Source organism: Klebsiella pneumoniae complex sp. WS1778, assembly GCF_049472055.1.
Classification (GTDB): Bacteria; Pseudomonadota; Gammaproteobacteria; order Enterobacterales; family Enterobacteriaceae; genus Klebsiella; species Klebsiella quasipneumoniae.
Genome location: NZ_JBKGTJ010000001.1, coordinates 1458357 through 1483689 on the forward strand (window position 1 = coordinate 1458357; position 25333 = coordinate 1483689).

General features: G+C 56.3%; 22 protein-coding genes, 3 tRNA genes and 2 pseudogenes. 8 read left to right on the top strand and 19 right to left on the bottom strand.

From position 1 onward, the window contains the following. Positions 1-12 precede the first annotated feature (12 nt). Positions 13-756 (bottom strand): copper homeostasis protein CutC, encoded by a 744-nt coding sequence (gene cutC, locus ACLEXF_RS07440; protein WP_022066256.1) that lies wholly within the window; start codon positions 754-756, stop codon positions 13-15. Between the two features lie 76 nt (positions 757-832). After that, positions 833-1402 (bottom strand): VOC family protein, encoded by a 570-nt coding sequence (locus ACLEXF_RS07445; protein WP_017900224.1) that lies wholly within the window; start codon positions 1400-1402, stop codon positions 833-835. Between the two features lie 236 nt (positions 1403-1638). Between ACLEXF_RS07445 and argS the strand changes: the two genes are divergently transcribed. After that, entirely contained in the window at positions 1639-3372 is a 1734-nt protein-coding gene (argS, locus tag ACLEXF_RS07450) for an arginine--tRNA ligase (protein WP_004203428.1), read from the top strand. 60 nt (positions 3373-3432) lie between these two features. On the opposite strand, the gene ACLEXF_RS07455 is transcribed toward argS, so the two are convergent. Further along, positions 3433-4572, bottom strand: a complete 1140-nt coding sequence (locus tag ACLEXF_RS07455; RefSeq protein ID WP_064177653.1) for a glycoside hydrolase family 88/105 protein — start codon at positions 4570-4572, stop codon at positions 3433-3435. Between the two features lie 4 nt (positions 4573-4576). After that, positions 4577-6160: an MFS transporter gene (locus tag ACLEXF_RS07460; RefSeq protein WP_017900226.1), complete on the bottom strand. Its 1584-nt coding sequence runs from the start codon at positions 6158-6160 to the stop codon at positions 4577-4579. Positions 6161-6512: 352 nt separating this feature from the next. On the opposite strand from ACLEXF_RS07460, the gene uspC reads away from it, so the two are divergent. After that, positions 6513-6941 carry a universal stress protein UspC gene (uspC, locus tag ACLEXF_RS07465; RefSeq protein WP_004203433.1) on the top strand — a complete coding sequence of 143 codons (429 nt, stop codon included), beginning with the start codon at positions 6513-6515 and terminating at the stop codon, positions 6939-6941. 23 nt (positions 6942-6964) lie between these two features. Here uspC and otsA read toward each other — a convergent pair whose 3' ends face one another. From otsA to ACLEXF_RS07490, 5 genes are all read right to left on the bottom strand, one after another. After that, positions 6965-8389 carry an alpha,alpha-trehalose-phosphate synthase gene (gene otsA / locus ACLEXF_RS07470; RefSeq protein WP_004203435.1) on the bottom strand — a complete coding sequence of 475 codons (1425 nt, stop codon included), beginning with the start codon at positions 8387-8389 and terminating at the stop codon, positions 6965-6967. Further along, on the bottom strand, positions 8364-9152 hold the full coding sequence (otsB, locus tag ACLEXF_RS07475) for a trehalose-phosphatase (protein WP_004203436.1): 789 nt from the start codon (positions 9150-9152) through the stop codon (positions 8364-8366). The genes otsA and otsB overlap by 26 nt, the downstream gene beginning before the upstream one ends. Before the next feature lie 161 nt (positions 9153-9313). Next, positions 9314-10294, bottom strand: a complete 981-nt coding sequence (gene araH / locus ACLEXF_RS07480; RefSeq protein WP_004203438.1) for an L-arabinose ABC transporter permease AraH — start codon at positions 10292-10294, stop codon at positions 9314-9316. A 14-nt stretch (positions 10295-10308) separates the two neighbouring features. Then, positions 10309-11823, bottom strand: a complete 1515-nt coding sequence (araG, locus tag ACLEXF_RS07485) for an L-arabinose ABC transporter ATP-binding protein AraG (protein WP_407259710.1) — start codon at positions 11821-11823, stop codon at positions 10309-10311. A 60-nt stretch (positions 11824-11883) separates the two neighbouring features. After that, positions 11884-12864: an arabinose ABC transporter substrate-binding protein gene (locus tag ACLEXF_RS07490; RefSeq protein WP_004203441.1), complete on the bottom strand. Its 981-nt coding sequence runs from the start codon at positions 12862-12864 to the stop codon at positions 11884-11886. A gap of 892 nt (positions 12865-13756) precedes the next feature. Between ACLEXF_RS07490 and ACLEXF_RS07495 the strand changes: the two genes are divergently transcribed. After that, complete coding sequence (locus ACLEXF_RS07495; RefSeq protein ID WP_032425947.1) at positions 13757-14266, top strand: non-heme ferritin-like protein; 510 nt, start codon at positions 13757-13759, stop codon at positions 14264-14266. A gap of 160 nt (positions 14267-14426) precedes the next feature. On the opposite strand, the pseudogene ACLEXF_RS07500 reads toward ACLEXF_RS07495, so the two are convergent. Then, positions 14427-14504 (bottom strand): annotated as a pseudogene (locus ACLEXF_RS07500) (succinate dehydrogenase); the annotation flags it as partial. A gap of 65 nt (positions 14505-14569) precedes the next feature. Here ACLEXF_RS07500 and ACLEXF_RS07505 point away from each other — a divergent pair. Beyond that, positions 14570-16081, top strand: coding sequence for an MFS transporter (locus tag ACLEXF_RS07505; protein WP_004203444.1), 1512 nt, complete (start codon positions 14570-14572; stop codon positions 16079-16081). A 37-nt stretch (positions 16082-16118) separates the two neighbouring features. On the opposite strand, the gene ACLEXF_RS07510 is transcribed toward ACLEXF_RS07505, so the two are convergent. Continuing rightward, positions 16119-16370 carry a DUF2766 family protein gene (locus ACLEXF_RS07510; RefSeq protein ID WP_004203448.1) on the bottom strand — a complete coding sequence of 84 codons (252 nt, stop codon included), beginning with the start codon at positions 16368-16370 and terminating at the stop codon, positions 16119-16121. A gap of 147 nt (positions 16371-16517) precedes the next feature. Here ACLEXF_RS07510 and ACLEXF_RS07515 point away from each other — a divergent pair, with 147 nt between their 5' ends. After that, complete coding sequence (locus ACLEXF_RS07515) at positions 16518-17939, top strand: MFS transporter (protein WP_065696918.1); 1422 nt, start codon at positions 16518-16520, stop codon at positions 17937-17939. Between the two features lie 37 nt (positions 17940-17976). Here the strand turns inward: ACLEXF_RS07515 and ACLEXF_RS07520 are convergent, their stop codons facing one another. Next, positions 17977-18615 carry an RpiB/LacA/LacB family sugar-phosphate isomerase gene (locus ACLEXF_RS07520; protein WP_004203450.1) on the bottom strand — a complete coding sequence of 213 codons (639 nt, stop codon included), beginning with the start codon at positions 18613-18615 and terminating at the stop codon, positions 17977-17979. Positions 18616-18856: 241 nt separating this feature from the next. On the opposite strand from ACLEXF_RS07520, the pseudogene ACLEXF_RS07525 reads away from it, so the two are divergent. Both ACLEXF_RS07525 and ftnA read left to right on the top strand, forming a co-directional pair. Further along, positions 18857-18967: pseudogene (locus tag ACLEXF_RS07525) on the top strand (hypothetical protein); the annotation flags it as partial. Positions 18968-19024: 57 nt separating this feature from the next. Then, positions 19025-19522, top strand: coding sequence for a non-heme ferritin (ftnA, locus tag ACLEXF_RS07530; protein ID WP_004203451.1), 498 nt, complete (start codon positions 19025-19027; stop codon positions 19520-19522). Between the two features lie 36 nt (positions 19523-19558). On the opposite strand, the gene ACLEXF_RS07535 is transcribed toward ftnA, so the two are convergent. Further along, positions 19559-19798 (bottom strand): YecH family metal-binding protein, encoded by a 240-nt coding sequence (locus ACLEXF_RS07535; protein WP_043520585.1) that lies wholly within the window; start codon positions 19796-19798, stop codon positions 19559-19561. A gap of 191 nt (positions 19799-19989) precedes the next feature. Between ACLEXF_RS07535 and tyrP the strand changes: the two genes are divergently transcribed. Continuing rightward, the gene (gene tyrP / locus ACLEXF_RS07540; RefSeq protein ID WP_004203453.1) at positions 19990-21201 is read left to right on the top strand and encodes a tyrosine transporter TyrP; all 1212 of its coding nucleotides are present in this window, start codon (positions 19990-19992) and stop codon (positions 21199-21201) included. Positions 21202-21226: 25 nt separating this feature from the next. Here tyrP and ACLEXF_RS07545 read toward each other — a convergent pair whose 3' ends face one another. The 6 genes from ACLEXF_RS07545 to pgsA all read right to left on the bottom strand — a co-directional run bounded on the left by ACLEXF_RS07545 (position 21227) and on the right by pgsA (position 25328). Beyond that, positions 21227-21895: a YecA family protein gene (locus ACLEXF_RS07545; protein WP_004203454.1), complete on the bottom strand. Its 669-nt coding sequence runs from the start codon at positions 21893-21895 to the stop codon at positions 21227-21229. A gap of 98 nt (positions 21896-21993) precedes the next feature. Further along, positions 21994-22875: a dihydrodipicolinate synthase family protein gene (locus ACLEXF_RS07550; RefSeq protein ID WP_332096678.1), complete on the bottom strand. Its 882-nt coding sequence runs from the start codon at positions 22873-22875 to the stop codon at positions 21994-21996. Positions 22876-24339: 1464 nt separating this feature from the next. Beyond that, positions 24340-24426 (bottom strand) — tRNA-Leu (locus tag ACLEXF_RS07555). A 13-nt stretch (positions 24427-24439) separates the two neighbouring features. Further along, positions 24440-24513, bottom strand: a tRNA-Cys gene (locus ACLEXF_RS07560). Between the two features lie 40 nt (positions 24514-24553). Beyond that, positions 24554-24629: transfer RNA gene (locus tag ACLEXF_RS07565), tRNA-Gly, on the bottom strand. A gap of 150 nt (positions 24630-24779) precedes the next feature. Next, a complete protein-coding gene (pgsA, locus tag ACLEXF_RS07570) occupies positions 24780-25328 on the bottom strand; it encodes a CDP-diacylglycerol--glycerol-3-phosphate 3-phosphatidyltransferase (protein ID WP_004141115.1) in 549 nt (182 codons plus the stop codon). Positions 25329-25333 lie beyond the last annotated feature (5 nt).

Consider the following 25333-nt stretch of genomic DNA (forward strand, 5'->3'; position numbering starts at 1 on the left):
AGCAAAAACCGTTTAACTTCTGTTAGCGGAAATTATCTTTTTCATCTCCGCCACCGCTGCGCCATTCACGGCGTAGCGTCTGTATTCGTCCGCATCGGGATCGGCTGACATCGAAACGCCTGGATGACGAAAGCGCATTTCCGATGGCAACCACTGGCCTGCAGAGCTATGAACCTCTTTCACCCCCGCCTGCAGAAACAGCGGCAGGTTCGCGGCGCGCACTCCCGCACCGGCCATAATGATTGGAGTATCCCCTGCGGCAATAAGTTCCGTAATTAATGAAATACCTTTCTCCGCCGAGGATTGCTGACCGGAAGTCAGGATACGTTTAACCCCCAGCTCACCCAGCGTCTCCCAGGCCTGACGCGGGTCGGCGCACAGATCGAACGCGCGATGAAAGGTCACCGCCAGCGGCCCGGCCGCAGCCATTATTTTTTTCATCCGCGGGATATCGACCTGACCATCGACATCCAGTACGCCGGTCACCAGCCCGGGAAAGCCGAGCTCCCGCACCATGCGGATGTCGCTAAGCATCGCGGCGAACTCCTCTTCGGTATAGCAGAAGTCGCCGCCACGCGGGCGGATAATCGGATGCACCGGGAGAGTAATCGCCTCGCGGACCGAGACCAGCACCCCGTAAGAGGGGGTTAATCCCCCTTCCTGCGGCGCGGCGCAGAGTTCAATACGATCGGCGCCGCAGCGCTCAGCTTCCCTGGCGCACGCCATGCTGTAACAACAAACTTCCAGTACCGCCATTCCTCACTCCCTGATCCAGACAACTTTCTTAGCATGTCATGATTTCACGCGGCAGACGCCGCGCAGCTTCACACTGTTACGTATCGGCTTGCTCGCTGGCGACGATTTGTTCAATAGACCACGGATGAAATTTGACCGTCACGCTGCCGTCGGTGACCGCCAGGGTGGGATTAGGCAGGCGCTCGTGTTCCCCTTTCGGCGAGCTGGTTTTGACGACGATCCCCGGCTGGCTGAGTCCGTCATCGGCCAGCAGCGCCAGAGCGCGGGCATTTAAGGTAGCCGGATCGCCGGGCAGGACAATTTCGATATGCTCCCAGCCTTCATGGGGATAGCGCTTTTCACCCGGCCACGGCAGCTCAACGATATGGAAGCGCCAGTGCGCCACGCAGACCGGCTCCGCCAGTTTAAACAGGCAGATAGGCCGGCCGTTGATTATATTCTCCGACAGCAGAGTGCCGCACTGCGCCAGACCGCTGCGCCAGCGCTCCGCGGTAGCGTTCTGATGACAGCGCAGGGAGATATGGTCGGCGTCGAGTCCGCCGATCTCCAGTCCCACTCGCGCAGCGAAGCGCTGCAGTGCATCGGAAAATCGCGGGAGATCCGCCGTAATATCGGCCAGTTGTTCAATCTGCTGCCAGTTCGCCATGGGTTTGCTCGTCAATTAGGTTCGTCAATAATAAAAAGGCTAATCTACCGTGTTTCCGGCCGCGGACCAACCGCCACCCTGCCGATGCGTGACTGACCGGCGATGGATTGCCCACGCCGCCGGGCCGCGCGCGATGCTGACGGACGGGGACAAATGCAGTATACTCCCGCCCTAATTTGTCCACATTCCGGCGCCGCCTCCCTCGGGGGCTGGCGCATTACACGTAAGGTATTCCGGTGAATATTCAGGCTCTTCTCTCAGAAAAAGTCAGCCAGGCCCTGATCGCGGCAGGCGCGCCTGCCGATTGCGAACCTCAGGTCCGCCAGTCAGCAAAAGTTCAGTTCGGTGACTATCAGGCCAACGGCGTGATGGCTGTCGCCAAAAAACTGGGCATGGCGCCGCGACAACTTGCAGAGCAGGTACTGTCTCATCTTGACCTCAACGGCATTGCCAGCAAGGTTGAAATCGCCGGGCCGGGCTTTATCAATATTTTCCTTGACCCCGCGTTCCTGGCGGACAACGTCAACCGCGCGCTGCAGTCCGAACGCCTGGGCGTCGCCACGCCGCAGGTACAGACCATCGTCGTCGACTACTCGGCGCCGAACGTGGCGAAAGAGATGCACGTCGGCCATCTGCGTTCGACCATCATTGGCGATGCCTCGGTCCGTACCCTGGAGTTTCTTGGCCATAAGGTGATCCGCGCCAACCACGTCGGCGACTGGGGCACCCAGTTCGGCATGCTGATCGCGTATCTGGAAAAACAGCAGCAGGAAAACGCCGGTGAGATGGCCCTGGCCGACCTCGAAGGTTTCTATCGCGAAGCGAAAAAACACTACGACGAAGACGAAGCCTTCGCCGAGCGCGCGCGCAGCTACGTGGTTAAGCTGCAGGGCGGCGATGAGTACTTCCTGCAGATGTGGCGTAAGCTGGTCGACATCACCATGTCGCAGAACCAGATCACCTACGATCGCCTGAATGTGACGCTGACCCGCGATGACGTGATGGGCGAAAGCCTGTACAACCCGATGCTGCCGGGGATCGTCGCCGATCTGAAAGCCAAAGGGCTGGCCGTTGAGAGCGAAGGCGCCACCGTGGTGTTCCTTGATGAGTATAAAAACAAGGAAGGCGAACCGATGGGCGTCATCATCCAGAAAAAGGATGGCGGCTACCTCTATACCACCACCGATATCGCCTGTGCGAAGTATCGCTATGAAACGCTGCACGCCGACCGCGTGCTCTACTACATCGACTCCCGTCAGCACCAGCACCTGATGCAGGCGTGGACCATCGTGCGCAAGGCAGGCTATGTGCCGGACTCCGTGCCGCTGGAGCACCATATGTTCGGCATGATGCTGGGTAAAGACGGCAAGCCGTTTAAAACCCGCGCCGGCGGCACCGTGAAGCTGGCGGATCTGCTGGACGAAGCGCTGGAGCGCGCGCGTCGCCTGGTGGCCGAGAAGAACCCGGAGATGTCCGCTGATGAGCTGGAAAATCTGGCGAAAGTGGTGGGTATCGGCGCGGTGAAATATGCCGACCTGTCGAAAAACCGCACCACCGACTACGTTTTCGACTGGGATAATATGCTGGCGTTCGAAGGCAACACCGCGCCGTATATGCAGTATGCCTATACCCGCGTGCTCTCCGTGTTCCGCAAAGCCGGCATTGACGAAAACGCCCTCACCGACGCACCGGTGGTGATTGCAGAAGATCGCGAAGCCCAGCTGGCCGCGCGCCTGCTGCAGTTTGAAGAGACCCTCTCCGTGGTCGCTCGCGAAGGGACGCCGCACGTGATGTGCGCCTACCTCTACGATCTGGCAGGCCTGTTCTCCGGTTTCTACGAGCACTGCCCGATCCTCAGCGCGGAGAGCGAAGCGACCCGCAACAGCCGCCTGAAGCTGGCGCTGCTGACGGCGAAAACCCTCAAGCTGGGTCTTGATACCCTCGGTATCGAAACCGTCGAGCGTATGTAAAACCAACCCGGCGAAAGCCGGGTTAATTTTTTCAGGCGCCGCGCCAGCGGGCTCTCTTGCTCAGAAATACTTGCGCAGATACTCGGTCAGACAGAGGATCGCCATCGCCTGGCCGTAGGGCATCGAGGTGAGTGGGATCTGGCGATAGAAATCGAGGTCTGACCCCATTCCGGTGCCAAAGGAAGTCTGCAGCAGCTCCCCCTGCGGCGATATATTCTGCACAATTCCGCGAATCGCTTTTTCTGCCACCCCGGCATAGTGCTGCCCGACATATCGCTTGCGCACCGCTTTAAGTATGCCGTAGGCAAAGCCGGCGGTCGCCGAAGCCTCAGGATAAGAGTGCGGGTCGTCCAGCAGGGTATGCCACAGGCCGCTGTCATCCTGGCATTTCGCTAAAGCGGCAATTTGCGCGTTCAGCACCTCGGTCAGATAGCGCCGTACCGCATTCCCTTCTGGAAGATCCACTAACTCAAGAAAATCCGGGATCACCATGGTTAGCCAGCTGTTGCCCCGTGCCCAGCGCGCCCGGGCAAAGTTATGCCGACCGTCATAGCTCCAGCCGTGAAACCACAGTCCGGTTTCCCGGTCCATCAGGTTTTGCACATGAAGCAGGAACTGATAGGTCGCCTCCTCCACATAATGCGGACGGTGAAGCAGCTTGCCTATTTTGGCTAACGGCAACACGGTCATCATCAGCGTGTCATCCCACATTTGCTGGTGGTTCTCTTCCGCCAGGGTGATGTGCTGCATACCGCCCTGCTCGGTACGCGGCATCTCATACATCGCCCACTCCGCCCAGCTCTCCAGCCACGGCAGATACACCTTACATCCGGTCTCTTCAAAGCGATAAGCCAGGGTCAGGAACGGCGCCATGGTGTTGACGTTTTTGGTCGTTGCCCCCTCGGCGAAGCGGTCGGCAAACCAGCGGTCGATGATATCGCGCATCTCGATATCGCCGGTTTGCTGATAATACTGATAGATGCCGTACAGCCCTACGCCGTGGGTCCACTCCCAGCCGGCCCAGCCTTTGGTATCAATAACGCGCCCGTCATCCAGGCGCAGTAAAAATTGCCCGCTCTCATCCTTAATATTCACCAGGTTTTGCGTCACGTTGCGGATCAGCGCCTGCAGTTCGCTGCGGGCGATAAAACGCTCAGGCTGACAGAGTAATGGGCTATGTTTGACCGGCCAAACTTTCATGTTGTTAACCTCGGGTATATGTCGAATTCAAAGCGCCGCCCTGGGTGAGCGCCGGGGCAGCAGGTTTATGACGATTCAGATAGCCAATATTGTTATTCCCCCACAGGCAGTCGTAGGGCATCCCCGCCAGCATCTCGACCACCGCGCGGTGTTCCGCACTGGTCAGCTCCGGCCGGGCGTGACCGCTTTCGCGCATTCTGAGGGTTTCGCTGCGCAGGACGCTGTGGGTGTGCAGATTGAGTTTGAAGCGCAGTGAAACGAGGAAGCCGCAGGCTAACACCACCAATGTACCGACGCTGAGGATCAGCAGAATGGTATGGCTGACCCCTTCAGGCTGTATTTTTTGCCCGGAGACAAACCCCGACAGTTGCATAATGATGCCCACCAGCATCACCGCCCCCGCCTGCGAGGCTTTGCGGGTCAGGGTCATGATGCCGGCAAAAATCCCCTCCCGGCGCTGGCCGGTGATCGCTTCATCGACGTCGGCAATATAGGTGTAGGTATTCCACGGCACGTAGTTAATCCCACCGCGTCCCAGTCCGGCGACAGCAGAGATGAGCAACAATAATGAATAGACGTCGCTCAGTCCGGCGTAATAGAGCAGCGCATAGGAGAGCGAACTCAGGCCAAAGAGGACCACCACCATGCGGTACGACGGCGCGGGGCCAAAGCGAATGCACAGCGGGATCATGGCGATCACGGCAATAAACTGGAAAATCGCCATCGTCCCCAGCAGATTCGAGGCGACAGAAGCTTCTTGCATCAGAACAAAGACCACGTAATAGGTAAACACGGCATTGAAGACGTCCTGGGCGATATAGCCCCCCAGATACATGCCGAGGTGCTGGCGGAAAATTTTTATCCGCAGCGTAGAGCTCAGCTCAATCACCAGGCGATTGAGGCTCTGGGCGAGAGTGAGGTTCTGTTTTTCCGCTTCCGCCCGCAGCGCCGCCTCTGACCAGGCCTCACGCGGCCGCTCCCAGGTGAAACACCAGACGAAGGTCAGCATCACCGCGCACAGGACCGAGAACACCAGACTGGCATAAAAGAACGAGCTGGCATTGTCTTTGCCGAGCCAGGTAAGGAGGATCCCCGGCAGAAAGGAGGCTAAAATCGCCGACATTTGCGCCATTGAGATGCGCGCGCCGGAGAATTTGGTTTTCTGTTTAAAGTCATCGGTCATCTCCGGCACCAGCGTCTCGTAGGGCACCAGAATCATGGTGTAGACCATATCAAACAGCAGATAGGTGACCAGGTAGTACCAGAATCCCATCTCGCCGACCCACATCGCCGAGTAGCTGAATACGCAGGGGATGCCGAGCAGAATAAAGAATTTTCTGCGGCCGAAGCGCTTGCCGAGCCAGGTGGTGCCGAAGTTATCGGTGAGAAAGCCCATCAGCGGGCTCACCACCGCATCCAGTACGCGGGCGGAAGCGAATATAAGCGTGGCTTCTATCGGGGAGAGTCCGCAGAAGGTGGTGTAAAAGTAGAGCAGCCATGCGGCGGTTAGCGCCGTGGTGCCGGCGCCGAGAAAATCGCCCGCGCCGTAGGCCAGGTAGTTAGCCAGTCCAATCTTTCGTGTTTTCATCGCCGTGATCCTGTGTCTTTTTTTAAGAGAACGCCGACAATCTTTCCGGATTTGCCACCGGAAGGGAGTGGGTACCTGGCTACACTAAAAGCAGTGAAACGACGTTACCTTTGTGTTTTTGCCACGGAAGAACCGCCGATGGCAAAATGACAAAGAGACGATGTCTCAACTTCACTCATTTATAAAACAGCATTTCTTTTAAATAAAAAATTAGGTTCATTTATGTGATCTTGTCGGGGAAACACGGACTGGCGAAGAGCGTCGCAAATCACGGGAGCGGCCCTTGCGTAGCAGGGTAAACAGGAGTAAAGAAGGAAAGAAAGGGTTATTCCGCGTATCTCAAGGAGGCCAGATGCCTTATTCACATCTGCTGGTTGCCGTCGCGCCAACGCCGGAGAGTCAGGTATTAATTAAAAAAGCGGTGTCAATTGCCCGCCCCGTGAACGCGAAAGTGAGCTTTATCACCCTCGCCACGGATCCGGAGCTGTACAACCAGTTCGCCGCGCCGATGATGGAAAATCTGCGCGAGGTGATGCAGGAAGAGACGCGTGATTTTCTCAACGAGCTGGCGCGTCACGCGGACTACCCGATAGAAAAAATGACCATCGCCTGCGGCGAACTGGGCCATCATATTAAGGACTTCTGCCGGTCACACCAGGTCGATCTGGTGATCTGCGGCAATCATAATCATTCCCTTTTTTCGCGCGCCACCTGCTCGGCGAAAAATATCGTCGGCAGCTGCGGCGTCGATGTCCTGCTGGTTTCCCTTGAAAAGGGCTAACGCCGGTTAGCCCTTTTCCTGAACTAGGCCAGTTTAGGGAACGTGGCTATCTTCCCCCGCAGGCGGCTCTCCTCGCTGCGCGGCGAAATATGCTGCAGATCGTCGACAAAGCGCGCCTGCCAGTTATGAATATCATTCTCTCTGATCACATCCAGCATCGCGGAATGACGGGCAATACGTTCCGCCAGCGGCATGCTTAGGGCGCGATCCAGCGCGGCAGCAACCTCGTCGCGATCGTAGGGATTGACGATCAGGGCGCTGTTCAGCTCTTGCGCCGCGCCGGCAAACTGCGACAGGACCAGTACGCCAGGGTTATCCGGATCTTGCGCCGCCACGTATTCCTTCGCCACCAGGTTCATGCCATCGCGCAGCGGCGTCACCAGCCCAACGTCAGAGTAGCGGAAGACCTTCATCAGCAGCTTACGGTCAAAATGCTGGTTCAGATAGTAAAGCGGAGTCCAGCCAAGCTGGCCGAACTGGCCATTGATGCGTCCGGCTGCGGTTTCCAGCTGGTGGCGGATATCCTGATAGGCCTGCACATCGCCGCGGGACGTCGGCGCGATCTGGGTATAACGGATCTTACCGTGATGCTGAGGATACTTTTCGAGCAGCGTCTCATAGGCGAGGAACCGCTCCGGCAACCCTTTCGAGTAGTCAAGGCGCTCCACTGAGAAGATATTCTTCACGTTTTTGAGCTCGTTTTTCAGCTGGACCAGCTTCGGCGGCAGCGGACCTTTGGCGTTGCGCGTAATCTCGTCCGGATCGATCCCTATCGGATAAACCTCGGTGCTAAACGCTTTACCCCACGCCTGATAGCGTTTGTCTCCGAGGTCGGAGAGTCGGGTCTGCATGGCTATGCTGTCGAGAAAGGCGGTTCTGTCGCTTTCAGTCTGGAAGCCCAACAGATCGTAGTCGCACAGTTGCTCCAGCAGCTCAGCGTGCGGCGGTAGCGCGTTAAAAATCTCCGGCGTCGGGAAAGGAATATGCAAGAAGAAGCCGATGCGGTTGTTGACCCCGCGCTTGCGCAGTTCGCTGGCGAAGGGCAGCAGATGGTAATCATGGATCCACAACGTATCATCTGGCTCGATCAGCGGTAGAAGCTTGTCCGCCAGCATGGCGTTAACTCGCTGATATCCCTCCCAGGCTTCGCGCTGGAAGCTGACCAGATCAAGACGATAGTGGAAGGCCGGCCACAGCACGGCGTTAGAGAACTGGTTGTAGTATTCATCATGGTCACGTTCGTTAAGGTTGAACGATGCCCATGAAATATTTCCGCGGGAGACCTGCTTCAGCGGCTGCTGGTCATCGCCAATTTCGCCGCTCCAGCCAAACCACAGACCCCCTGCCGCTTTCAGTGCCCCCAGGATGCCGACGGCCAGACCGCCAGCGCTCGATTTTTTATCGTCCGGTAAGGCGATACGGTTAGAGACTACGACTAAACGACTCATGGTCATCCCTCCTTTCGGTTTGCGCGTCATACGCCAGATGTTGCAACCACGTCCTTACGGCGGCGGCATCCGCCAACCGCCAGTGCGCCTGAGTTTCCCCGGCGCCAACTTTTATCGACATTCCCTGCAGTTGATTCACCACGCTGAATCCCGCCTCGTCGGTCAAATCATCGCCGACAAAAACCGGTTCGCGACCGGCAAACGGCGCTTCCTGCATGAAGGCAGTGATCGCCTCCCCTTTGTTGACACCGCGGGGTTTAATCTCCACCACGCACTTGCCAAGCTGCAGCGCCAGCAGCGGGTAGCGCTGAACAATGCGCTGCGCCAGCTCCAGCACCGCGGTCTGCTGCTGCGGGGCCTGACGGTAGTGCAGCGCGAAGGCCATCTCTTTACTCTCCAGCTCGCACCCGGGGAGCGCCTGCAGTGCCGAGCTCAGCTCAGCCGCGATTTCATCCCGCAGGGCCGACGGCAGAGAGACAATATAGGTTTTACCATTGATATCACGGCGCTCGGCCCCGTGAACGCCGGCCAGCGGTAGCCGCCAGGGATGGGTCAGCGCGTCAAGTTCAGCCATTGAGCGCCCTGAAATCAATGCCACCGCCCCGCCCTGCTGCCGGGCCAGCGCGTTGAGCGCCTGCAGCGTGTTGTCGGGTATCACCACCTGATCGGGGTGCGGCTGGATATCGGCAAGAGTACCGTCGAGGTCAAAGAAAAAAGCGTAGTTTCCGGTTAGCGCAGGCGGTACAGATATCTGGTTATCCACCCTGTTTCCTCCTTATCATGGCCAGCCGAAGCTGGTTGTTAATTATATGTTAGCCATGTAAGTATAGACAGTGTGACCAACCTCGCCATTTTTGATAGATACCGCCAGCGAAACGGGCGCTGGCGGCAATTACTCTGTAGACTTAAAAGTTATGCCTGAAATCAGGCCGCACGTTTGGCTTTTTGTTTGTAGCGGTCAAAGATCACCGCCGCCAGCAGGATGACCCCGCGCACGACGTATTGCGAGAACGGCGAGATGTTAAGCAGGTTCATCGCATTCTCCACGGTCCCGAGGATCAGGATCCCGGCCACCACGTAGGAGATCTTGCCGATCCCGCCCTTCAGCGACACCCCGCCCAGCACACAGGCCGAAATAACAATCAGCTCATAGCCAATCGAAGTCATCGGCTGGCCGCTGGTCATTCGCGACGCCAGGATAATCCCCGCCGCGGCGGACACCAGACCGGAGAGCACAAAAATAATAATCTTGGTGCGCACCACCGGAACGCCGGCCAGACGCGCCGCCTCTTCATTGCCGCCTATAGCCAGCGTATTACGGCCAAAGGTGGTTTTGTTTAGTAATAATCCGAAAACCACCAGGCAGGCGACCGTCAGCCAGATCGGCGCCGGCAGACCAAACCAGTTGGCGTAACCGAGGGTGAAGAAGCGCTCATCTTCGATCCCCACCGCTTTACCGTCGGAGATAATGTAGGCCAGGCCGCGGACAATCTGCATAGTGGCCAGCGTGGTGATCAGGGCGTTTATCTTCAGACGGGCAATGACAAAGCCGTTGACCAGGCCACTGACCGCCCCCAGCAGCAGACCGGCGGCAATCCCGAGCCACAGACTTTCGCTCAGGTTAATCACCACCGCGGTAGTGACCCCGGCACAGGCGATAACCGACGCCACCGACAGGTCGAAATCGCCGGAGGCCAGGCAGAAGAGCATGCCGCAGGCCACCATCCCGGACATCGAGATCGCCAGCCCCAACCCCTTCATGTTGACGAATGAGGCAAAGTTAGGCACAAAAATTACGCAGCCGATAAACAGCACCGCAAACACCACCAGCATGCCAAACTGATCCCAGATACGGGCGAAGCTAAAGGCAGAGCGGGTAGCGCCGGACGTAGTCACTGATGACATCATTTACTCCTTACTCAGGCGACAGCCTGACTCACTTTTGGCATCGCAAGGCTTAACGCCTGCTGTTCATTGGCTTCTTCATGCAGCAGTTCGCCGGCGACTTGCCCTTCACGCATCACCACGATGCGGTCGGCGACGCCCAGCACTTCCGGCAGGTCGCTGGAGGCAAATACCACGGCGACACCGGCGGCGGCGAGGCCATATATCACGTTGTAAATTTCATGTTTGGCGCCGACATCGATGCCGCGGGTGGGCTCATCAAGCAGGATCACCTTCATCTCTTCCGACAGCCAGCGGCCAAGGATCGCTTTCTGCTGGTTGCCGCCAGACAGGTTCATGATCAGCTGTTCCGGGCCCGGCGTTTTAATGTTCAGCGACTGGATATGCTGATCGGCGTTGTCCGCCTCCCAGGCGTTGTTGATCAGGCAGCCGGCGTGGATATGCTTGCGCCGGGCGCTGATATTGATGTTGTCGCGCACGGAGTGAACCGGAATAATCCCCTCCGCTTTACGATCTTCCGGACACAGCATCATCCCGGCCTGGATGGCCTGGGCCGGTTTGCGGATGTCGACGGGCTGGCCATCGATATACACCTGACCGCCGGTGATCCGCGTCCCGCCGAAAAGACCTTTCATCAGTTCGCTGCGCCCGGCGCCCACCAGCCCGAACAGGCCGACGATTTCGCCACTGCGCACCGAGAGGCTGACCGGCGTGCGCACGCCCGGGGCTTTGACCTCCTCCAGACGCAGCCGCTCTTCGCCATAGGGACGAGGTTTCCAGCCGTAAATATCACCCAGATTGCGCCCGACCATCGCCTGGACCAGCGCGTCGTGGCTGACGCTCGACATATCGTCAAAGGTGCAGACGTAGCGACCATCCTTAAAGACGGTGATGGCATCGCTGAGGGCAAAAATTTCTTCCATCCGGTGTGAAACATAGATGATGACCCGCCCCTCCTCCCGTAGCTCGCGGATAACGCGAAACAGGTTGTCGATCTCCCGGGCGGAGAGCGAGCTGGTCGGTTCATCGAAGGCGATAATCTTGGCGTTACGCGCCAGCGCTTTGGCAATCTCCACCATCTGCCACTGGCCAATGGAGAGATACTTCAGCGGCGTCTCCGGGTCGATATCCAGCCCCAGATGCTCCAGCTGCAGACGGGCCTCATAGTTGAGCAGCGAGCGGTTGACGATGCCGCCTTTGTGCGGCAGCTGGCCAAGATAGATATTTTCGGCGACGGTCATCTCCGGGATCAGATGCAGCTCCTGATAGATAATCGCCACGCCGGCGTTGAGCGCCGCCATCGTATAAGTGAACGCCATCTGCTGGCCGCCGATCTGCAGGTGGCCAGCGGTGGGGATGTAGTTACCGCTGAGAATTTTCAACAGCGTCGATTTGCCTGCGCCATTTTCGCCCATCAGCGCGTGGATCTGTCCTGGGTAGCAGTCAAAACTGATATCGGACAAGGCCTTTACGCCAGGGAACGTCATGGTGATGCCGCGAAATGAGAGATAAGGGGTAGACTGTTGCATAACGACTCCGCTCTTCTGCACTCAGCCCCCGCCGCGGCGGGGGCCAGTTCAACCGGGCTGTTACAGCCCTTTTTTCGCCAGCTCTTCTTTGAAGTTATCGCGGGTAATCAGCACCACATCGGTCACCGCAGTGAACTTCGGCGGCTCAACGCCCTTGGTGACCCAGTTGTAGAGCATTTCACTGGTTTTATAGCCATGGATGTCCGGGCTTGGCAGCAGGGAGCCATAGAAGCCGGTCGGCTGCGCCTTCGACAGTTCGTTGACGGCATCCACGCCGTTGATGCCAATACCAATCACATCCGGCGCTTTAAAGCCCTGCCCTTCAGTGGCACGCACGCCGCCAAGCACAGTGTTATCGTTCATCCCAACGATCAGCCAGTGTTTCACCTGCGGGTGCTGGACCAGCATTGAGTTACCGGCGTCAAACGCCCCCGGGATATCGTTAGATTTTGTCGGAACGCGGTAGATTTGCGCTTCCGGGAAGCCGGCCGCCTTCAGGGCATCGATGGAGCCGGTGGTGCGACGACGGGCGGTGTCCAGCTCATCGGCGGTGATGGCCATCACCGCAGTGTCTTTGACATCCCAGCCGCGTTTCTGCATTTCTTTATACAGCTCCTGTCCCTGGCGGGCGCCAATTTCGCTGGCCGCCATCATCACCAGCGGCACGCTCTCCATCGGTTTACCTTTGGCGTTGACGAACTGGTCATCGACGGTAATCACCTTCATGTCATAGCCGCGTGCTTTAGCGACTATCGCCGAGCCGAGCTTAGGATCGGGGGTACAGATGACAAAGCCCTTCGCGCCGCTGGCCGCCAGGCTATCGATGGCGTTCAGGGTTTTCTCACCATCCGGTACCGCTATTTTAATGACGTCAAAGCCTAAATCTTTTCCTGCTTTATCAGCAAATTTCCACTCGGTCTGGAACCATGGCTCTTCCGGCTGTTTCACCAGAAAACCTAATTTAAGGTTTTCCGCCATAGCTGATTGTGACATAACCGCTGCGAGACCAATGGCCGCCAGCGCTTTAGTAAATTTGTGCATGGTAAACTCCAGCTTTAATTCGCTTTCATGTAGGGAAAAATCGGAATTAACTTTTTTATCAGCATCAAAACAAGGCATTAGAAAAATCGCATCCCCTACTGCCGTTGTTAGAGTAGTAATACCCGGAAATTATTTCTCCATACGAGAGCATTATCACATCGCGGAATTACAGTAATTGCGTACATAGATTTAGCAAAAAAAGACATAAAAAAAGACATAATTGTCATACAATTTAACCAGTGAATAGCAGGATCATCTATACCACCAGCAGGCTTATCCTTGTGATGTCAGTGGGTGTTTAACAGAGGGTTACGGCACTGTTATAACCAGCGGCTAAGGGGGTCGCAGCGGCGGTCGACTGCCCGCCGGCGCTGTTGTGCAACAGACGCGCGCCGCCAGTCCAGCGTCGGCCGTTTTATATCGCGATAAAACGGATCTTTTGCGTAATTTATTCCGAATTGATAAAAGATATTCCCGCTGCATAGAAAAGCCTGCAACAAAAAATAAAAATAATTATCATCACAACGAAACATTGCCCTCTGAAATAACTTATAGCTTTGAGTTATACGATGAATCTCGTAGTCAAATATCTATAACTTATACCTGACACACCGCACCAACGCCCCAGCCTGAGCCGCAATCCCACTGCATGTCGTCATGCAGGAATAATGGTGTAACAAAACGTAAATTATCCATCTTGAGAGTTTTCTTAATCGCATTCAGCGAGTATTCTTAAATTGTCGGCAAGTGGAAAAATTACCCGACTCATACGGAATGTGTAGAGTTTTATTATTCTGCAACAGTGCAGCGCGTCACTCTTTTATCCTGTTGTTTGCTCCAGGAACCGTTGACGCGCACCAGTAACCCCTTCCCGGTTAATAAGGATATTTTTATGGCAGTTCCAGGAATGGCACAAAAGCTAAACACCCAGATGAACCTTGAGTTCCACGCCTCTAACGTTTACCTGAACTTAAGCGAGTGGTGTGCCCGTCATCGCTTCGACGGCGCCGCGACATTTCTGCGCAACCGCGCGCAATGCAGCATCACCCTCACCATGCGCGTATTTGACTATCTGAAAAAAGCCGGCAGCTGGCCGATAGTCAATCCCGACCGCGCCTGTAATCCCGAATGTACCTCGCTGGAAGATCTCTTTACCCAAACCCTGGTCGATTACCGCCAGCGGAGCAGTATGCTGAGCGGTCTCGCCGAGGAAGCCAAAGCGCAGAGCGATGACAACACCTGGCGTTTTCTGACCCGCCTGGCGGAAGAGCAGCAGCAGGATGGGCTGCTGCTGCAAAGCGTGCTCGAGGAAATTCGCAATGCCGACAAAGCCGGGATAGGTATGGAACAGACCGATCGCCGTCTGATGACCCTCGTCGGAGCGTCACAGAACCCCCACTAATCAGACGCGCCGGGCCTTTCTCGCCCGGTCAGGGGGAGCGCGTTCGCGCTGCCCCGCCCTGTTTATTAATCCGTTCTTGCTATTCTCCCCTGCTATTTATTCCTCAAACGAATAAAAAAGTTTTAACTCGATCCCATTCCCTCGTCACTGTTACCCCTTAGGGGGGATTAGTGAGCGCGGTCACTTTTTGTTGAGTCATAAAGAAATATAAAAACACTGTTTCAAAAATATAAAACACGAGGTTTATTTTTTATGGCTAGATACACGGCTTCAGCCTCTGAAGGGCTGCATGGAAGACCGATCTTGTTACGCCATCAGTTAGCCTACGGCGGCGGTAACCTGTTAGGGAGTGGCGCACTGGCGATAAGCGGAGCATGGCTACTCTATTTTTATACGACCTTTTGCGGCCTGACGCTGATCGAGGCCTCATTTATCTTCTCCGTCGCCAGCATCATCGACGCCATCAGCAACCCGCTGATGGGCTATCTGACGGATAATTTTGGCAAAACGCGGTTAGGCAAGCGCTTTGGCCGTCGGCGCTTCTTTTTGCTGATCGGCATTCCTCTGATGCTGTTCTACCCGCTGCTATGGGTAGAGGGCCTGAGTTTCTGGTACTACCTGTGTACCTATGTGGTGTTTGAGATCATCTATACCTCCATCATGGTGCCCTATGAGACGCTGGCGACAGAGATGACCGATGATTTCTCGCTACGCTCAAAGCTCACCGGCTATAAAGCCATCTTCGGCAAGCTGGCCAACTTCCTCGCCGCGTTTATTCCCGGACAGTTCATTCTGCTGTACGGCAAAGATTCCGCCACCCCTTTCTTCCTCACCGGGCTGACCTATGGCGCGATCCTGATCGTCGCGATTACCTGCCTGTGGCTGTGCAGCTGGGAGCGCGAGCGTGCGGAAGCCGTGGATACCAGCGCGAAAAAGGGGCTGCTGAGCACCCTGCTGTCGCTGGCGAAAGACATGCGTTCCACCTTTTATCTGCGCGTGTTCCGCAAACATCTCGGTATGTACCTGTGCGGGTTTGGCGCGGAATGGCTGTTTGCCTCCATCTTCACCTATTTCGTGATATTCGTTCTGCAGCACGATCCGGCAATGGTGGCCGGGCTGAACAGCCTGAACTCGATTCTGCAGCTGATCTCCACCGCGCTGTTTATCGGCCTGTGTGTGAAAAAGGGCTTTAGCAAACCCTATATCCTCGCGCTGGGGATCGTGATTTTCGCAGTCCTGCTGTATACCTCGCTGTGGTTCTTCCATCTGCCGTCAGGCCTGGCGACAGTGCTGATGTTCGGTATTACCGTGCTGTTCGGCCTGGGGACCGGCGGGGTTTACTATATTCCCTGGACCGTTTACACCTTCCTCGCCGATGTCGACGAAATCTACACCGGACGCCGCCGGGAAGGCATCTATGCCGGCGCCATGACCTTCTCAGGGAAAATTCTGCGCTCGATTGTGGTGTTTTCGATGGGAGCCATCCTGAGCTTTTACGGTTTCCAGTCAAAAGCGCACAGCCAACCGGAAAGCGCCGTGACCGCCATCGCGGTGGTATTCTGCGTCGGTGTCGTCGCCTTAGCCCTGGCCGCCATCGTCTTCAGTAAGCAGATGAAACTGGACCGTAAAGCTCATCTGGTGGTTCTGCAGGAAGTCGCGCGGATTAAAGCAGGCGGTAAAATCAGTGATATTGCGCCGGAGGTGCGGGCAATCGTAGAGGATCTGGTTGGCCATCGCTACGAAGAGTGCTGGGGCAACAGCAAATTGTTTAAAACCGCTGAGCCTGCGCCAGTGCAGACCGTGGTTTCTCATTAAAGAAAAAGGCCCCGGCGGTAATCCGCGGGGCCGGTTATTAATGCGTTTCTTCCTGCGGGGTAAACTTCAGCTCAATCAGGGCAATCGCTTTTTGCACCGCGCGAAGCGTCACCGGGTCGGCAGAAGCCGGGTGACTGGCGAAGTCGATGGCTTTCAGCTGACTGGTCATTTTTTCACGCACTTCCACCGGCGCGATGACGTCAATCACGTCGAGGATCTGCTTGATAACCAGCTGGCAGGCAACCACATCGGAAACCAGCTCGTCGTGTTCGGTAAGATGTTGAGACATTAATTACTCCTTTTTTCAGGAGCGTAATAGTACCCTAAATCGATAACGATAATAAAACCTGCCGCGGCAGGTTTTTTTCACCACCCGAGTGGCTGGCGGCGCCTCTGCTGCCGCTTTGCCGAGGATCCCCTTGATGGCAGCGACAACATGAACACCGCGATCTCTTCCGGTAACGAACGTGCTTTTTCAGCCCCGGCGCTGCTGGTGGCTGGCGCCTTTTTTATGGAGTTTCTCGACGGGACGGTGATCGCTACTGCCCTGCCCGACATGGCGAGAGATTTTGGCGTCACCGCCGTCGAGCTTAATATCGGCATCAGCGCCTATCTGATAACCCTCGCGGTGCTGATCCCGGCCAGCGGCTGGATCGCCGATCGCTTCGGCGCCCGGGCTATCTTCACCCTCGCTCTGGCCATTTTTACCCTTGCCTCGATCTTTTGCGGCCTCTCCAGCGAGGTGCATACCTTTGTCGCCATGCGTATCCTGCAGGGAATTGGCGGCGCGCTGATGGTCCCCGTCGGCCGTCTGGCGGTACTGCGCACCACGCCGAAACACCTGCTGATTAAAGCCATCGCCACCCTCACCTGGCCTGCGCTGGTGGCCCCCATTATCGGCCCGCCTTTGGGAGGCTTTATTACCCGCTACGCCAGCTGGCACTGGATCTTCTTTATCAATGTCCCGCTGGGCGTTGCGGCGATTATCCTGTCGCTGCGCATCATTCCTGATATCCGCGAAACGGAGCGGCGCGCCTTCGATATGACAGGATTTATCACGACCGCGGTGGCGATGGTTAGCCTGGTCACCGCGATGGAACGGCTCGGCGCTCGCCAGCCGGAGATCTGGCCCACGCTGGCCCTCGCGGCGCTGGGCTTCGGCTGTCTGTTATATTCCATTCGTCATTTCCGCCGGGCGGCGGCGCCTATGGTTCGTCTCGACGCCCTGCAGGTGCCGACGTTCCGGGTGACGATGTACGGCGGCTCGCTGTTCCGGGCCTCCATCAGCGCGGTGCCCTTTCTGCTCCCCCTGCTGTTCCAGGTGGGGTTCGGTATGGATCCCTTTCACTCCGGCCTGCTGGTGCTGGCGGTATTTGTCGGCAATTTAACCATTAAACCCGCCACCACGCCGCTGATCCGCTGGCTGGGCTTTCGTCGCCTGCTGTTGATCAACGGCGCGCTGAACGTCTGTTCGCTGCTGGCATGCGCGCTGCTCACGCCGCAAACCCCGGTCTGGGCGATCATGCTGATCCTTTATCTCGGCGGGGTGTTTCGCTCTGTTCAGTTCACGGGCGTGAGCACGCTGGCCTTTGCCGATGTCCCCGCCGCGCAGATGAGCGATGCCAATACCCTGTTCAGTACCGCGTCGCAGCTGGCGGTGGGGCTGGGGATCACGCTTGGGGCGATCGGCATTCGCCTGGGGGAACAGGTCGGCGACTGGCTGCACCTTTCCGCCGTGCCGGGGATCAGCTTTCGCCTGGCATTTGTGTTTATCGCGGTGATCTGTCTGGTGGGGATGATCGACAGCCTTCATCTGGCTAAAACGGCAGGCAGCAGCGTGTCGGCGAAGAAAACCTGAATGATGGAAGGGCCAGCGGCGCTGGCCCTGATAACGATTACCCGACGATCTGACGGACGAACGCTTCGATCGCTTTATCCTGGCAGTTTTCGAAGAAGCACTGCTGGAAGCGAGGGCCAGAGACCGCAGTTTTCACCAGCTCCGGATCGATGGCGCGCAGGGTGTCGAGATAATTTTCTTTGACTACCGCCGCTTTGACCTGGTTGAGGATCCCGGCATTACGCACCTGCGGTTCTTTGCGCTCCGGCGGATAGCCTTCGCCGTTACGACCGGTAAAGGCTTTTTCAAAGATAAAGCGCACATTCAGCTCGGCGCCCCAGCCGAAACCTTTGGCAAACGGCAGCGACAGCGCGTTACCGTTGTTGATCTGGGCAAACAGGAACGCGTCCGCCGGGTCGATACAGTAGCCGCAGACCACGCCAGGATGGATGTTCAGCGACATCAGCGCTCCCTGGCCGGTACCGCAGCCGGTGACCACGAAGTCGACCGCCTTCGAATTCAGCAGGATGCTGGCCATGATCCCGAGGTGAATATAGGTCAGATGATGATCGTTCTCATCGCTCATACCGACGTTAAAGACCGGAAATCCTTTTTCGTCGGCAACCGCGTTAAGCTCCTTGAGGATGATGGCGTTTTTGTTCGCCTGGCTGTTCTCCATCATCAGTGCAATCTTCATGGTTTACTCTCCTGAATGCTGTGCGGGCCTGCCCGCAGAATGTCATTGGCGTTGACTGCACTCTACTACCTGGAAAACAAACTTTCAAATTTTATGAAAAGTTGTTTTAAAAATTACGCAGCGCTTCACACTTTCACCGCCTCTGCCGCTCAGGTTACCGTGTCGCCCCTCATCAGGACGACTCCGCATGGCGCTCCCCACCAGGCAACCCGCAGAGGGCGTCGTTTCGCTTCCGCAAAAAACTAATAATAAATTAAAACTATTCTCATTTATTATTAAATTGCCAATGCGTGTTATTCCCATTAGCATTTTAAATAAAATATTTTTAAATTTACTTTTTGCAAATAATTAAATAACAAATTATAGTGGCAGCCGATAACATCTATTTTTTAATTCCAGGAGCGCGACGATGCTGAAAACGGAAATGATCGACAAACTGAATGAACAGATGAATCTTGAACTTTATTCTTCTCTTCTTTATCAGCAGATGAGCGCCTGGTGCAGCTACCATAGTTTTGAAGGGGCTGCGGCCTTCCTGCGTCGCCATGCCCAGGAAGAGATGACCCATATGCAGCGCCTGTTCGACTACCTGACCGACACCGGCAGCCTGCCGCGCATCAACGCCATCGCCTCCCCGTTTGCCGAGTATGCGTCACTGGATGAACTGTTCCGCCAGACCTATGAGCACGAGCAGCTGATCACGCAAAAAATTAATGAACTGGCGCACGCGGCTATGACCAGTCAGGATTACCCGACCTTTAATTTCCTGCAGTGGTATGTCGCCGAACAGCATGAAGAAGAGAAATTATTTAAATCGGTAATTGACAAACTGACCCTCGCCGGGAAAAGCGGTGAAGGTCTGTACTTTATCGACAAAGAGCTGGCCACTCTCGATACGCAGAATTAATTGCTCGCGCCGCGAAGCTTCTCCGTCGCGGCATTTTTAATCCTGGCAAATCTTATTTTCTGCGGTGGTAAACCCTGTCGCTCTGGCAATAAATTTACCTTTTTGCTCTAAAAACGCCACCAGCTCCGCAGCGCTCAGATTTTCCGCCGAACAGGTGTGAAAGCGCGCCTCTGCGCCAAAGCGACGGTGTATGGCCGCCTCCAGCGAAGCTGCCGTCCAGCACTCCCCCGACGCCAGCATCATCTGCAGCACTTCATGACCATGAATAGAAGACATAACCCCTCCGGAAAAAACGTCAGCTTAGGCCAGACCGGCGGCCCGTGCCTTGCGCCAGCGCAGGCTTTCGCCCTTTCGAGTTCGTAAAGTTTTAATTACACTGCCTGTAACCCTGATTTGACGAAAGACGCAATATCCCCTACTCTGCGCGGCATAAATTATTGTGATTTGCTGTAGGGATAGCGAAAAGCGTGAAGAACCGCACTCTGGGCAGTATTTTAATCGTAGCCGGCACCACAATCGGTGCAGGAATGTTGGCAATGCCATTGGCCGCCGCAGGCGTCGGGTTTACCGTCACGCTGGGTTTACTTTTCACCCTGTGGGCATTGATGTGCTATACCGCCCTTTTGCTGCTGGAAGTCTACCAGCATGTCCCTGCCGATATGGGGCTCGGTTCTCTGGCGGCGCGCTATCTGGGCCGTTACGGACAGTGGATCACCGGGTTGTGCATGCTGTTTCTGTTATACGCCCTCACGGCGGCCTACATCAGTGGCGCCGGCGAATTACTCGCTTCCAGCCTCAACCAGTGGCTGGACTGGCAGCTGCCGCCGGCCGCAGGCGTACTGATCTTCACCCTGCTCGGCGGGGCGGTGGTGTGCATTGGCACCGCGCTGGTCGACCTGTTCAATCGCTTCCTGTTTAGCGCCAAAATCGTCTTCCTGGTGATTATGCTGGCCCTGCTGATGCCGCACATTCATCAGGTGAATCTCCTCACGCTGCCGGTTGAGCAAGGCCTGGCGCTGTCGGCCATTCCGGTGATCTTTACCTCCTTCGGCTTTCACGGCAGCGTGCCGAGCATCGTCAGCTATCTGGGGGGCGATATCCGTAAACTGCGTCGGGTGTTTATTATCGGCAGTTTTATTCCGCTGGTGGCCTATATTTTCTGGCAGCTGGCGACGCTGGGCAGTATTGACGCCCCAGCCTTTACCGCCCTGCTGGCGCAACATGCCGGTCTGAACGGTCTGCTGGAGGCGATCCGCGAAGTGGTAGCGTCACCGCACGTGGAGCTGGCAGTACACCTGTTTGCCGACCTTGCGCTGGCGACCTCCTTCCTCGGCGTCTCGCTCGGGCTGTTTGATTATCTGGCCGATATGTTTCAGCGCAAAAACAACGTCAGCGGGCGTCTGCAGAGCGGGATGATCACCTTTTTGCCGCCGCTGGCGTTCGCCCTGTTCTATCCCCGCGGCTTCGTCATGGCCCTGGGCTACGCCGGGGTGGCGTTGGCCGTTCTGGCCCTGATGTTACCGGCCATGCTGGTCATGAAGAGTCGCCGACTGCATCCGCAGGCCGCCTGGCGGGTGGCCGGCGGCGCCCCGGCGCTGTGGCTGGTCCTGCTGTGCGGGATCGGCATCGTGGCGATCCAGTTCTGCATCGTCGCCGGGCTGTTACCGGCGGTGGGATAAAAGAAGGGGCCAGCCGGCCCCTTTTTCATTTCGCTAAGCAACACTGCTTATACTTTTTACCGCTGCCGCACGGGCAGGGATCGTTACGTCCGACTTTCGTCTCATTTCTTACCGGCTGCGGGACCACCTCCGGCTGCGGATTCGCCATCCAGTACTGGTAAAGCGCCAGCGCCGCCGGGGTGATACGCTCGATACTGGCGATAAATTCATCCGCCGTCAGATTATCCAGCGCGGAAAACTGTTCTTCGCTACCGTGAAGCGCAATCGCCTCCAGCTCAGGCTGAAGTTCAGCGGGTAGCGTCGACCAGTCGCTCAGCGCCACGCCGCGCAGATAGCCAAAACACCACTCTTCAACGATGGTCAGTTCCTGACCTTCCGCTTCGCGGGTGCCGAACAGCGGTTCGAACTGATCGGGATAAGACTCAAGCCGTTCGGCGATATCGCTCATATGCTGCAGCGTCAGATTGACAAAGCGATCGCGCTCGCGGTCGTTGGCCCAGCGTGGCACATTATCTGCGCCACCCCAGATCGCCAACAGCCACTGGGCGGGTTCAATAGCGGTGGGCGCCGAGAGGATCGCCGTCAGCAGGCCATCCAGTTCAGAGACATCCAGAATAGCGCCTTCGGTGGCGTATTTCGCCAGCGTCTCGTCCAGCCATTCCAGTTCGTTTTCGTTTAAGGGTCCGGTATTCATTCACAGGCTCGCATGGTAAAAATCGGGCCTACAGTAGCCGAAATGCCGGCAGAAAGCCACCCGGCTGCTCCCATTGCGCCTGCGCCGACCCGACACAATCAGGCCAGCCCTTGTAGCGCCGCCGCCACGTCGCGACATGCCTCCGCTCCTAACGGCAGCAAGGGGCGGGGAAGCGAGTCAGGGTCGCACAATCCCAGAATGGCCGCAGCGGCGGCGACCACCCGCAGGCTGCCGCCGTAGCGGTCAAAGCACCGCCAGAGGGGCGCCAGTTGCTTATTCAGCGCCGCCACCTGTTCCGCGTCGCCGTGACGGATGGCTTTTACCAGCGCCAGTGAGATCCGGGGAAAGAGTCCGCCGCAGACCGAGTACCAGACCTCACAGCCGGCCTGCAAGCCGGCTGTCGCCTGGACGTCACCACTCACGCCAAGCGTGACGCCGCAAGGCAGATGACGACGCAGCGCCGCCACCCGTTCGCTGGCCTGTGGCGCGGGCAGACCGGGAATTTTAATCGAGGCGATGGCCGGTAAGGCGGCAATGCGCCCCTGCAGCTCATCCGATAACGTCACATGGGTGGTACGGGGATTGTCATACAGGCAAACCGGCACCGAGGCATGCCGGCAGACCTCCTCGTAAAAAGCATAGATCTCCTCCGCAAACAGCGGCTGATAGGACATCATCGGCAGGAGCAATGCATCCGCCCCGGCCTGCTGGGCATCTTCCACCAGCCGCAGCACCTCGCTGGTGGCGATGGCGCCGACGCCGACCATCATCGGGGTCGACCCGGCATGCGCCTTCGCCACCTGCACTACCCGCTTGCGCTGCTCACGACTGAGATAAGCGTAGCTGCCGGTTGAACCTAAGATGCCCAGGGAGTCGACTCCCGCATCGGTAAGACGAGCAAGAATACGAATAAACGCTTTTTCATCGATATTTTGCTGATGCAGCGGCGTTAACGGAAATGCGCAAAGCCCTGTGAACATGATGCCTCCGGCAGGCTGGGAGAAGTGTCCGGACGATAGTAGCAGGGAGAGATGGTTTTGTCCTGGGACAAATCAGCGATTGCCGGTGACAATGGGGTGGTTCCCCACTACGGGGTGATCCCATTCGCGATATTGCCGCTTTCAGCCCAGACATCGATAGCCACCCGATTCTGCCGAGGATATTCAACGACGCCGTTCCCTGCAGTCGCTATTTTTGCTGCATTGCCAATCTTAAATCAATTTGCCATAAGACCGCATGATTGATGTTGTTATATATAAGCAGCAATTAAATAAGGTACCACTACGGCTTCAAATGGATAAAAAATGGCAGATGACAACCAGGAAAAATATCTAAAAATATGATTAATAAAGTCAACGTATAAAATATTACTGGGTCGACCTGGAGATCCTCACGCAACTTCTGACAAGCCGCTTGCAGAATCAACACAACTTCTTAACGCATCGCTGATAAACAGTGACGAGTTCATGGGATTAACAACATCCAGAATGGCATTCGAGAATATGTGTCTCCCGCCACATTGTGTATCAGGGACGGAGACTCAAGAGCGGTTGGCTGTAAAGCACATTGTGTCGCCAGGAAGCCATTGTTTAACATCGCGGACACTGAAAAAATTCAATCTGAAAACACCACACTGCCTTTTGACTGGATTTTTTCCTGCCCCGCGATGGTCATCGATTGCCTGAAGGACGATTTTCACCCATCGCGATCCCTCGAACCGTTTAGGCGTATTACGTCCGGGCAGTAAAGAGGTTCAGGAACATATTAAAAAGCGCGGATGGCAAGCTTTTTGTCATTTGCTGCAGAGAAGAGATCATTCTTGTAAAGGTGCCCCCGGCATTAGTCGCCGAACTTGCTCAGCATACGACGAACTTCTATCTGTTAGCTTTTTCACTGCGGAAACCCTCTCATATTCAACTGGAGAGCATCGCTCCTGGGGACAATTATTCGCTATATCGTTTTACCCCGGAGTCTGAAGAAATATTTACCGGCAAATTCCCCTCGCTTACGGATGAGATGGTATTTATATCGACAGTACTTTCTTTCAACCTCGAACTATAGAGACGGTTTCAACGCCGGTCCGCTGTCTCGTCTTGTACCCACTCGCTTCCTCCCTGCTGGCCTGGGGGAGCGAGATCGTCCCGAACGTATAATCACCCACCCGTTAAGCGACCCGGACCTGCTTCGCGACGGTAAGCCTTTACGCCAGAAGTCTGTGCCGGTCACAGACCTTGACTTCAAGCTTCTCCTTGCCCGGATTCAGAGCGGGACCCCGTATCTCCAGGCGCAGGCTTAGCCAGTGACAATAATTCGGGTGTAGCGCAAGATGGACAAGAGAAACAGGATGACATGTCGTGATGAAGAGGGATTTAAAAACAAAAAAACCACCCGTAGGTGGTTTCACGACACTGCTTATTGCTTTGATTATTCTGCTTTTATCCCAATGGTACCCGGAGTGGGACTTGAACCCACACAGCGCGAACGCCGAGGGATTTTAAATCCCTTGTGTCTACCGATTCCACCATCCGGGCTCGGGATATAAAGTGGAGGCGCGTTCCGGAGTCGAACCGGACTAGACGGATTTGCAATCCGCTACATAACCGCTTTGCTAACGCGCCTTTGATACTGAAGCACCCGCCTATGCCGATGCTATTAATTTGGAGCGGGAAACGAGACTCGAACTCGCGACCCCGACCTTGGCAAGGTCGTGCTCTACCAACTGAGCTATTCCCGCATCATCAAGTTATTTGCTAATCACTTGATTTTGTTATCGTCTGGAAGACTGTGCCGCCGTTCGATGCGTTGCATTCTACTTATCTCTCGCGGTGAGTCAACGGTATTTTTCGCAACTTTGCATCGTTTGCTGAAAATAACGGCGAAACGATCACTGATCAAGCAAATCGCCGCGCGCCGCGTTCAAATATTGCAGCATCGACCACAGCGTCAGCACCGCCGCCACGAGGAAAAGCGCGATCCCTGCCCATTCCACCCACGGATAAGGACGCCACAACATCCACACCAGGGCGGTCATCTGCGCGGTGGTTTTTACTTTGCCAATCCACGAGACCGCCACGCTGCTGCGTTTTCCCAACTCCGCCATCCACTCGCGCAGCGCGGAGATAATAATTTCCCGGGCAATCATCGTCGCCGCCGGCAGCGTGACCCACCAAGTGTGATAGTGCTCAGCGACCAGCACCATGGCGATAGCCACCATGACTTTATCGGCCACCGGATCGAGGAAGGCGCCGAACCGGGTACTCTGGTTCCAGCGACGGGCGAGGAAACCATCAAACCAGTCGGTCACAGCGGCAACAAAGAAAATCAGCGCGCAGGCAAACGGCGCCCAGCTAAAGGGCAGATAAAACGCCAGCACAAAGAACGGGATCAGGATGACGCGGAACAGAGTAAGCAACGTAGGGATATTAAATTGCATAGTGA

Coding starts and splice junctions, on each gene's coding strand:
- cutC (WP_022066256.1), bottom strand. CDS start 756: ATGGCGGTACTGGAAGTTTGTTGTTACAGCATGGCGTGCGCCAGGGAA.
- ACLEXF_RS07445 (WP_017900224.1), bottom strand. CDS start 1,402: ATGGCGAACTGGCAGCAGATTGAACAACTGGCCGATATTACGGCGGAT.
- ACLEXF_RS07455 (WP_064177653.1), bottom strand. CDS start 4,572: ATGAAAGTTTGGCCGGTCAAACATAGCCCATTACTCTGTCAGCCTGAG.
- ACLEXF_RS07460 (WP_017900226.1), bottom strand. CDS start 6,160: ATGAAAACACGAAAGATTGGACTGGCTAACTACCTGGCCTACGGCGCG.
- uspC (WP_004203433.1), top strand. CDS start 6,513: ATGCCTTATTCACATCTGCTGGTTGCCGTCGCGCCAACGCCGGAGAGT.
- otsA (WP_004203435.1), bottom strand. CDS start 8,389: ATGAGTCGTTTAGTCGTAGTCTCTAACCGTATCGCCTTACCGGACGAT.
- araH (WP_004203438.1), bottom strand. CDS start 10,294: ATGTCATCAGTGACTACGTCCGGCGCTACCCGCTCTGCCTTTAGCTTC.
- araG (WP_407259710.1), bottom strand. CDS start 11,823: ATGCAACAGTCTACCCCTTATCTCTCATTTCGCGGCATCACCATGACG.
- ACLEXF_RS07490 (WP_004203441.1), bottom strand. CDS start 12,864: ATGCACAAATTTACTAAAGCGCTGGCGGCCATTGGTCTCGCAGCGGTT.
- ACLEXF_RS07495 (WP_032425947.1), top strand. CDS start 13,757: ATGGCAGTTCCAGGAATGGCACAAAAGCTAAACACCCAGATGAACCTT.
- ACLEXF_RS07510 (WP_004203448.1), bottom strand. CDS start 16,370: ATGTCTCAACATCTTACCGAACACGACGAGCTGGTTTCCGATGTGGTT.
- ACLEXF_RS07515 (WP_065696918.1), top strand. CDS start 16,518: ATGAACACCGCGATCTCTTCCGGTAACGAACGTGCTTTTTCAGCCCCG.
- ACLEXF_RS07520 (WP_004203450.1), bottom strand. CDS start 18,615: ATGAAGATTGCACTGATGATGGAGAACAGCCAGGCGAACAAAAACGCC.
- ftnA (WP_004203451.1), top strand. CDS start 19,025: ATGCTGAAAACGGAAATGATCGACAAACTGAATGAACAGATGAATCTT.
- ACLEXF_RS07535 (WP_043520585.1), bottom strand. CDS start 19,798: ATGTCTTCTATTCATGGTCATGAAGTGCTGCAGATGATGCTGGCGTCG.
- ACLEXF_RS07545 (WP_004203454.1), bottom strand. CDS start 21,895: ATGAATACCGGACCCTTAAACGAAAACGAACTGGAATGGCTGGACGAG.
- ACLEXF_RS07550 (WP_332096678.1), bottom strand. CDS start 22,875: ATGTTCACAGGGCTTTGCGCATTTCCGTTAACGCCGCTGCATCAGCAA.
- pgsA (WP_004141115.1), bottom strand. CDS start 25,328: ATGCAATTTAATATCCCTACGTTGCTTACTCTGTTCCGCGTCATCCTG.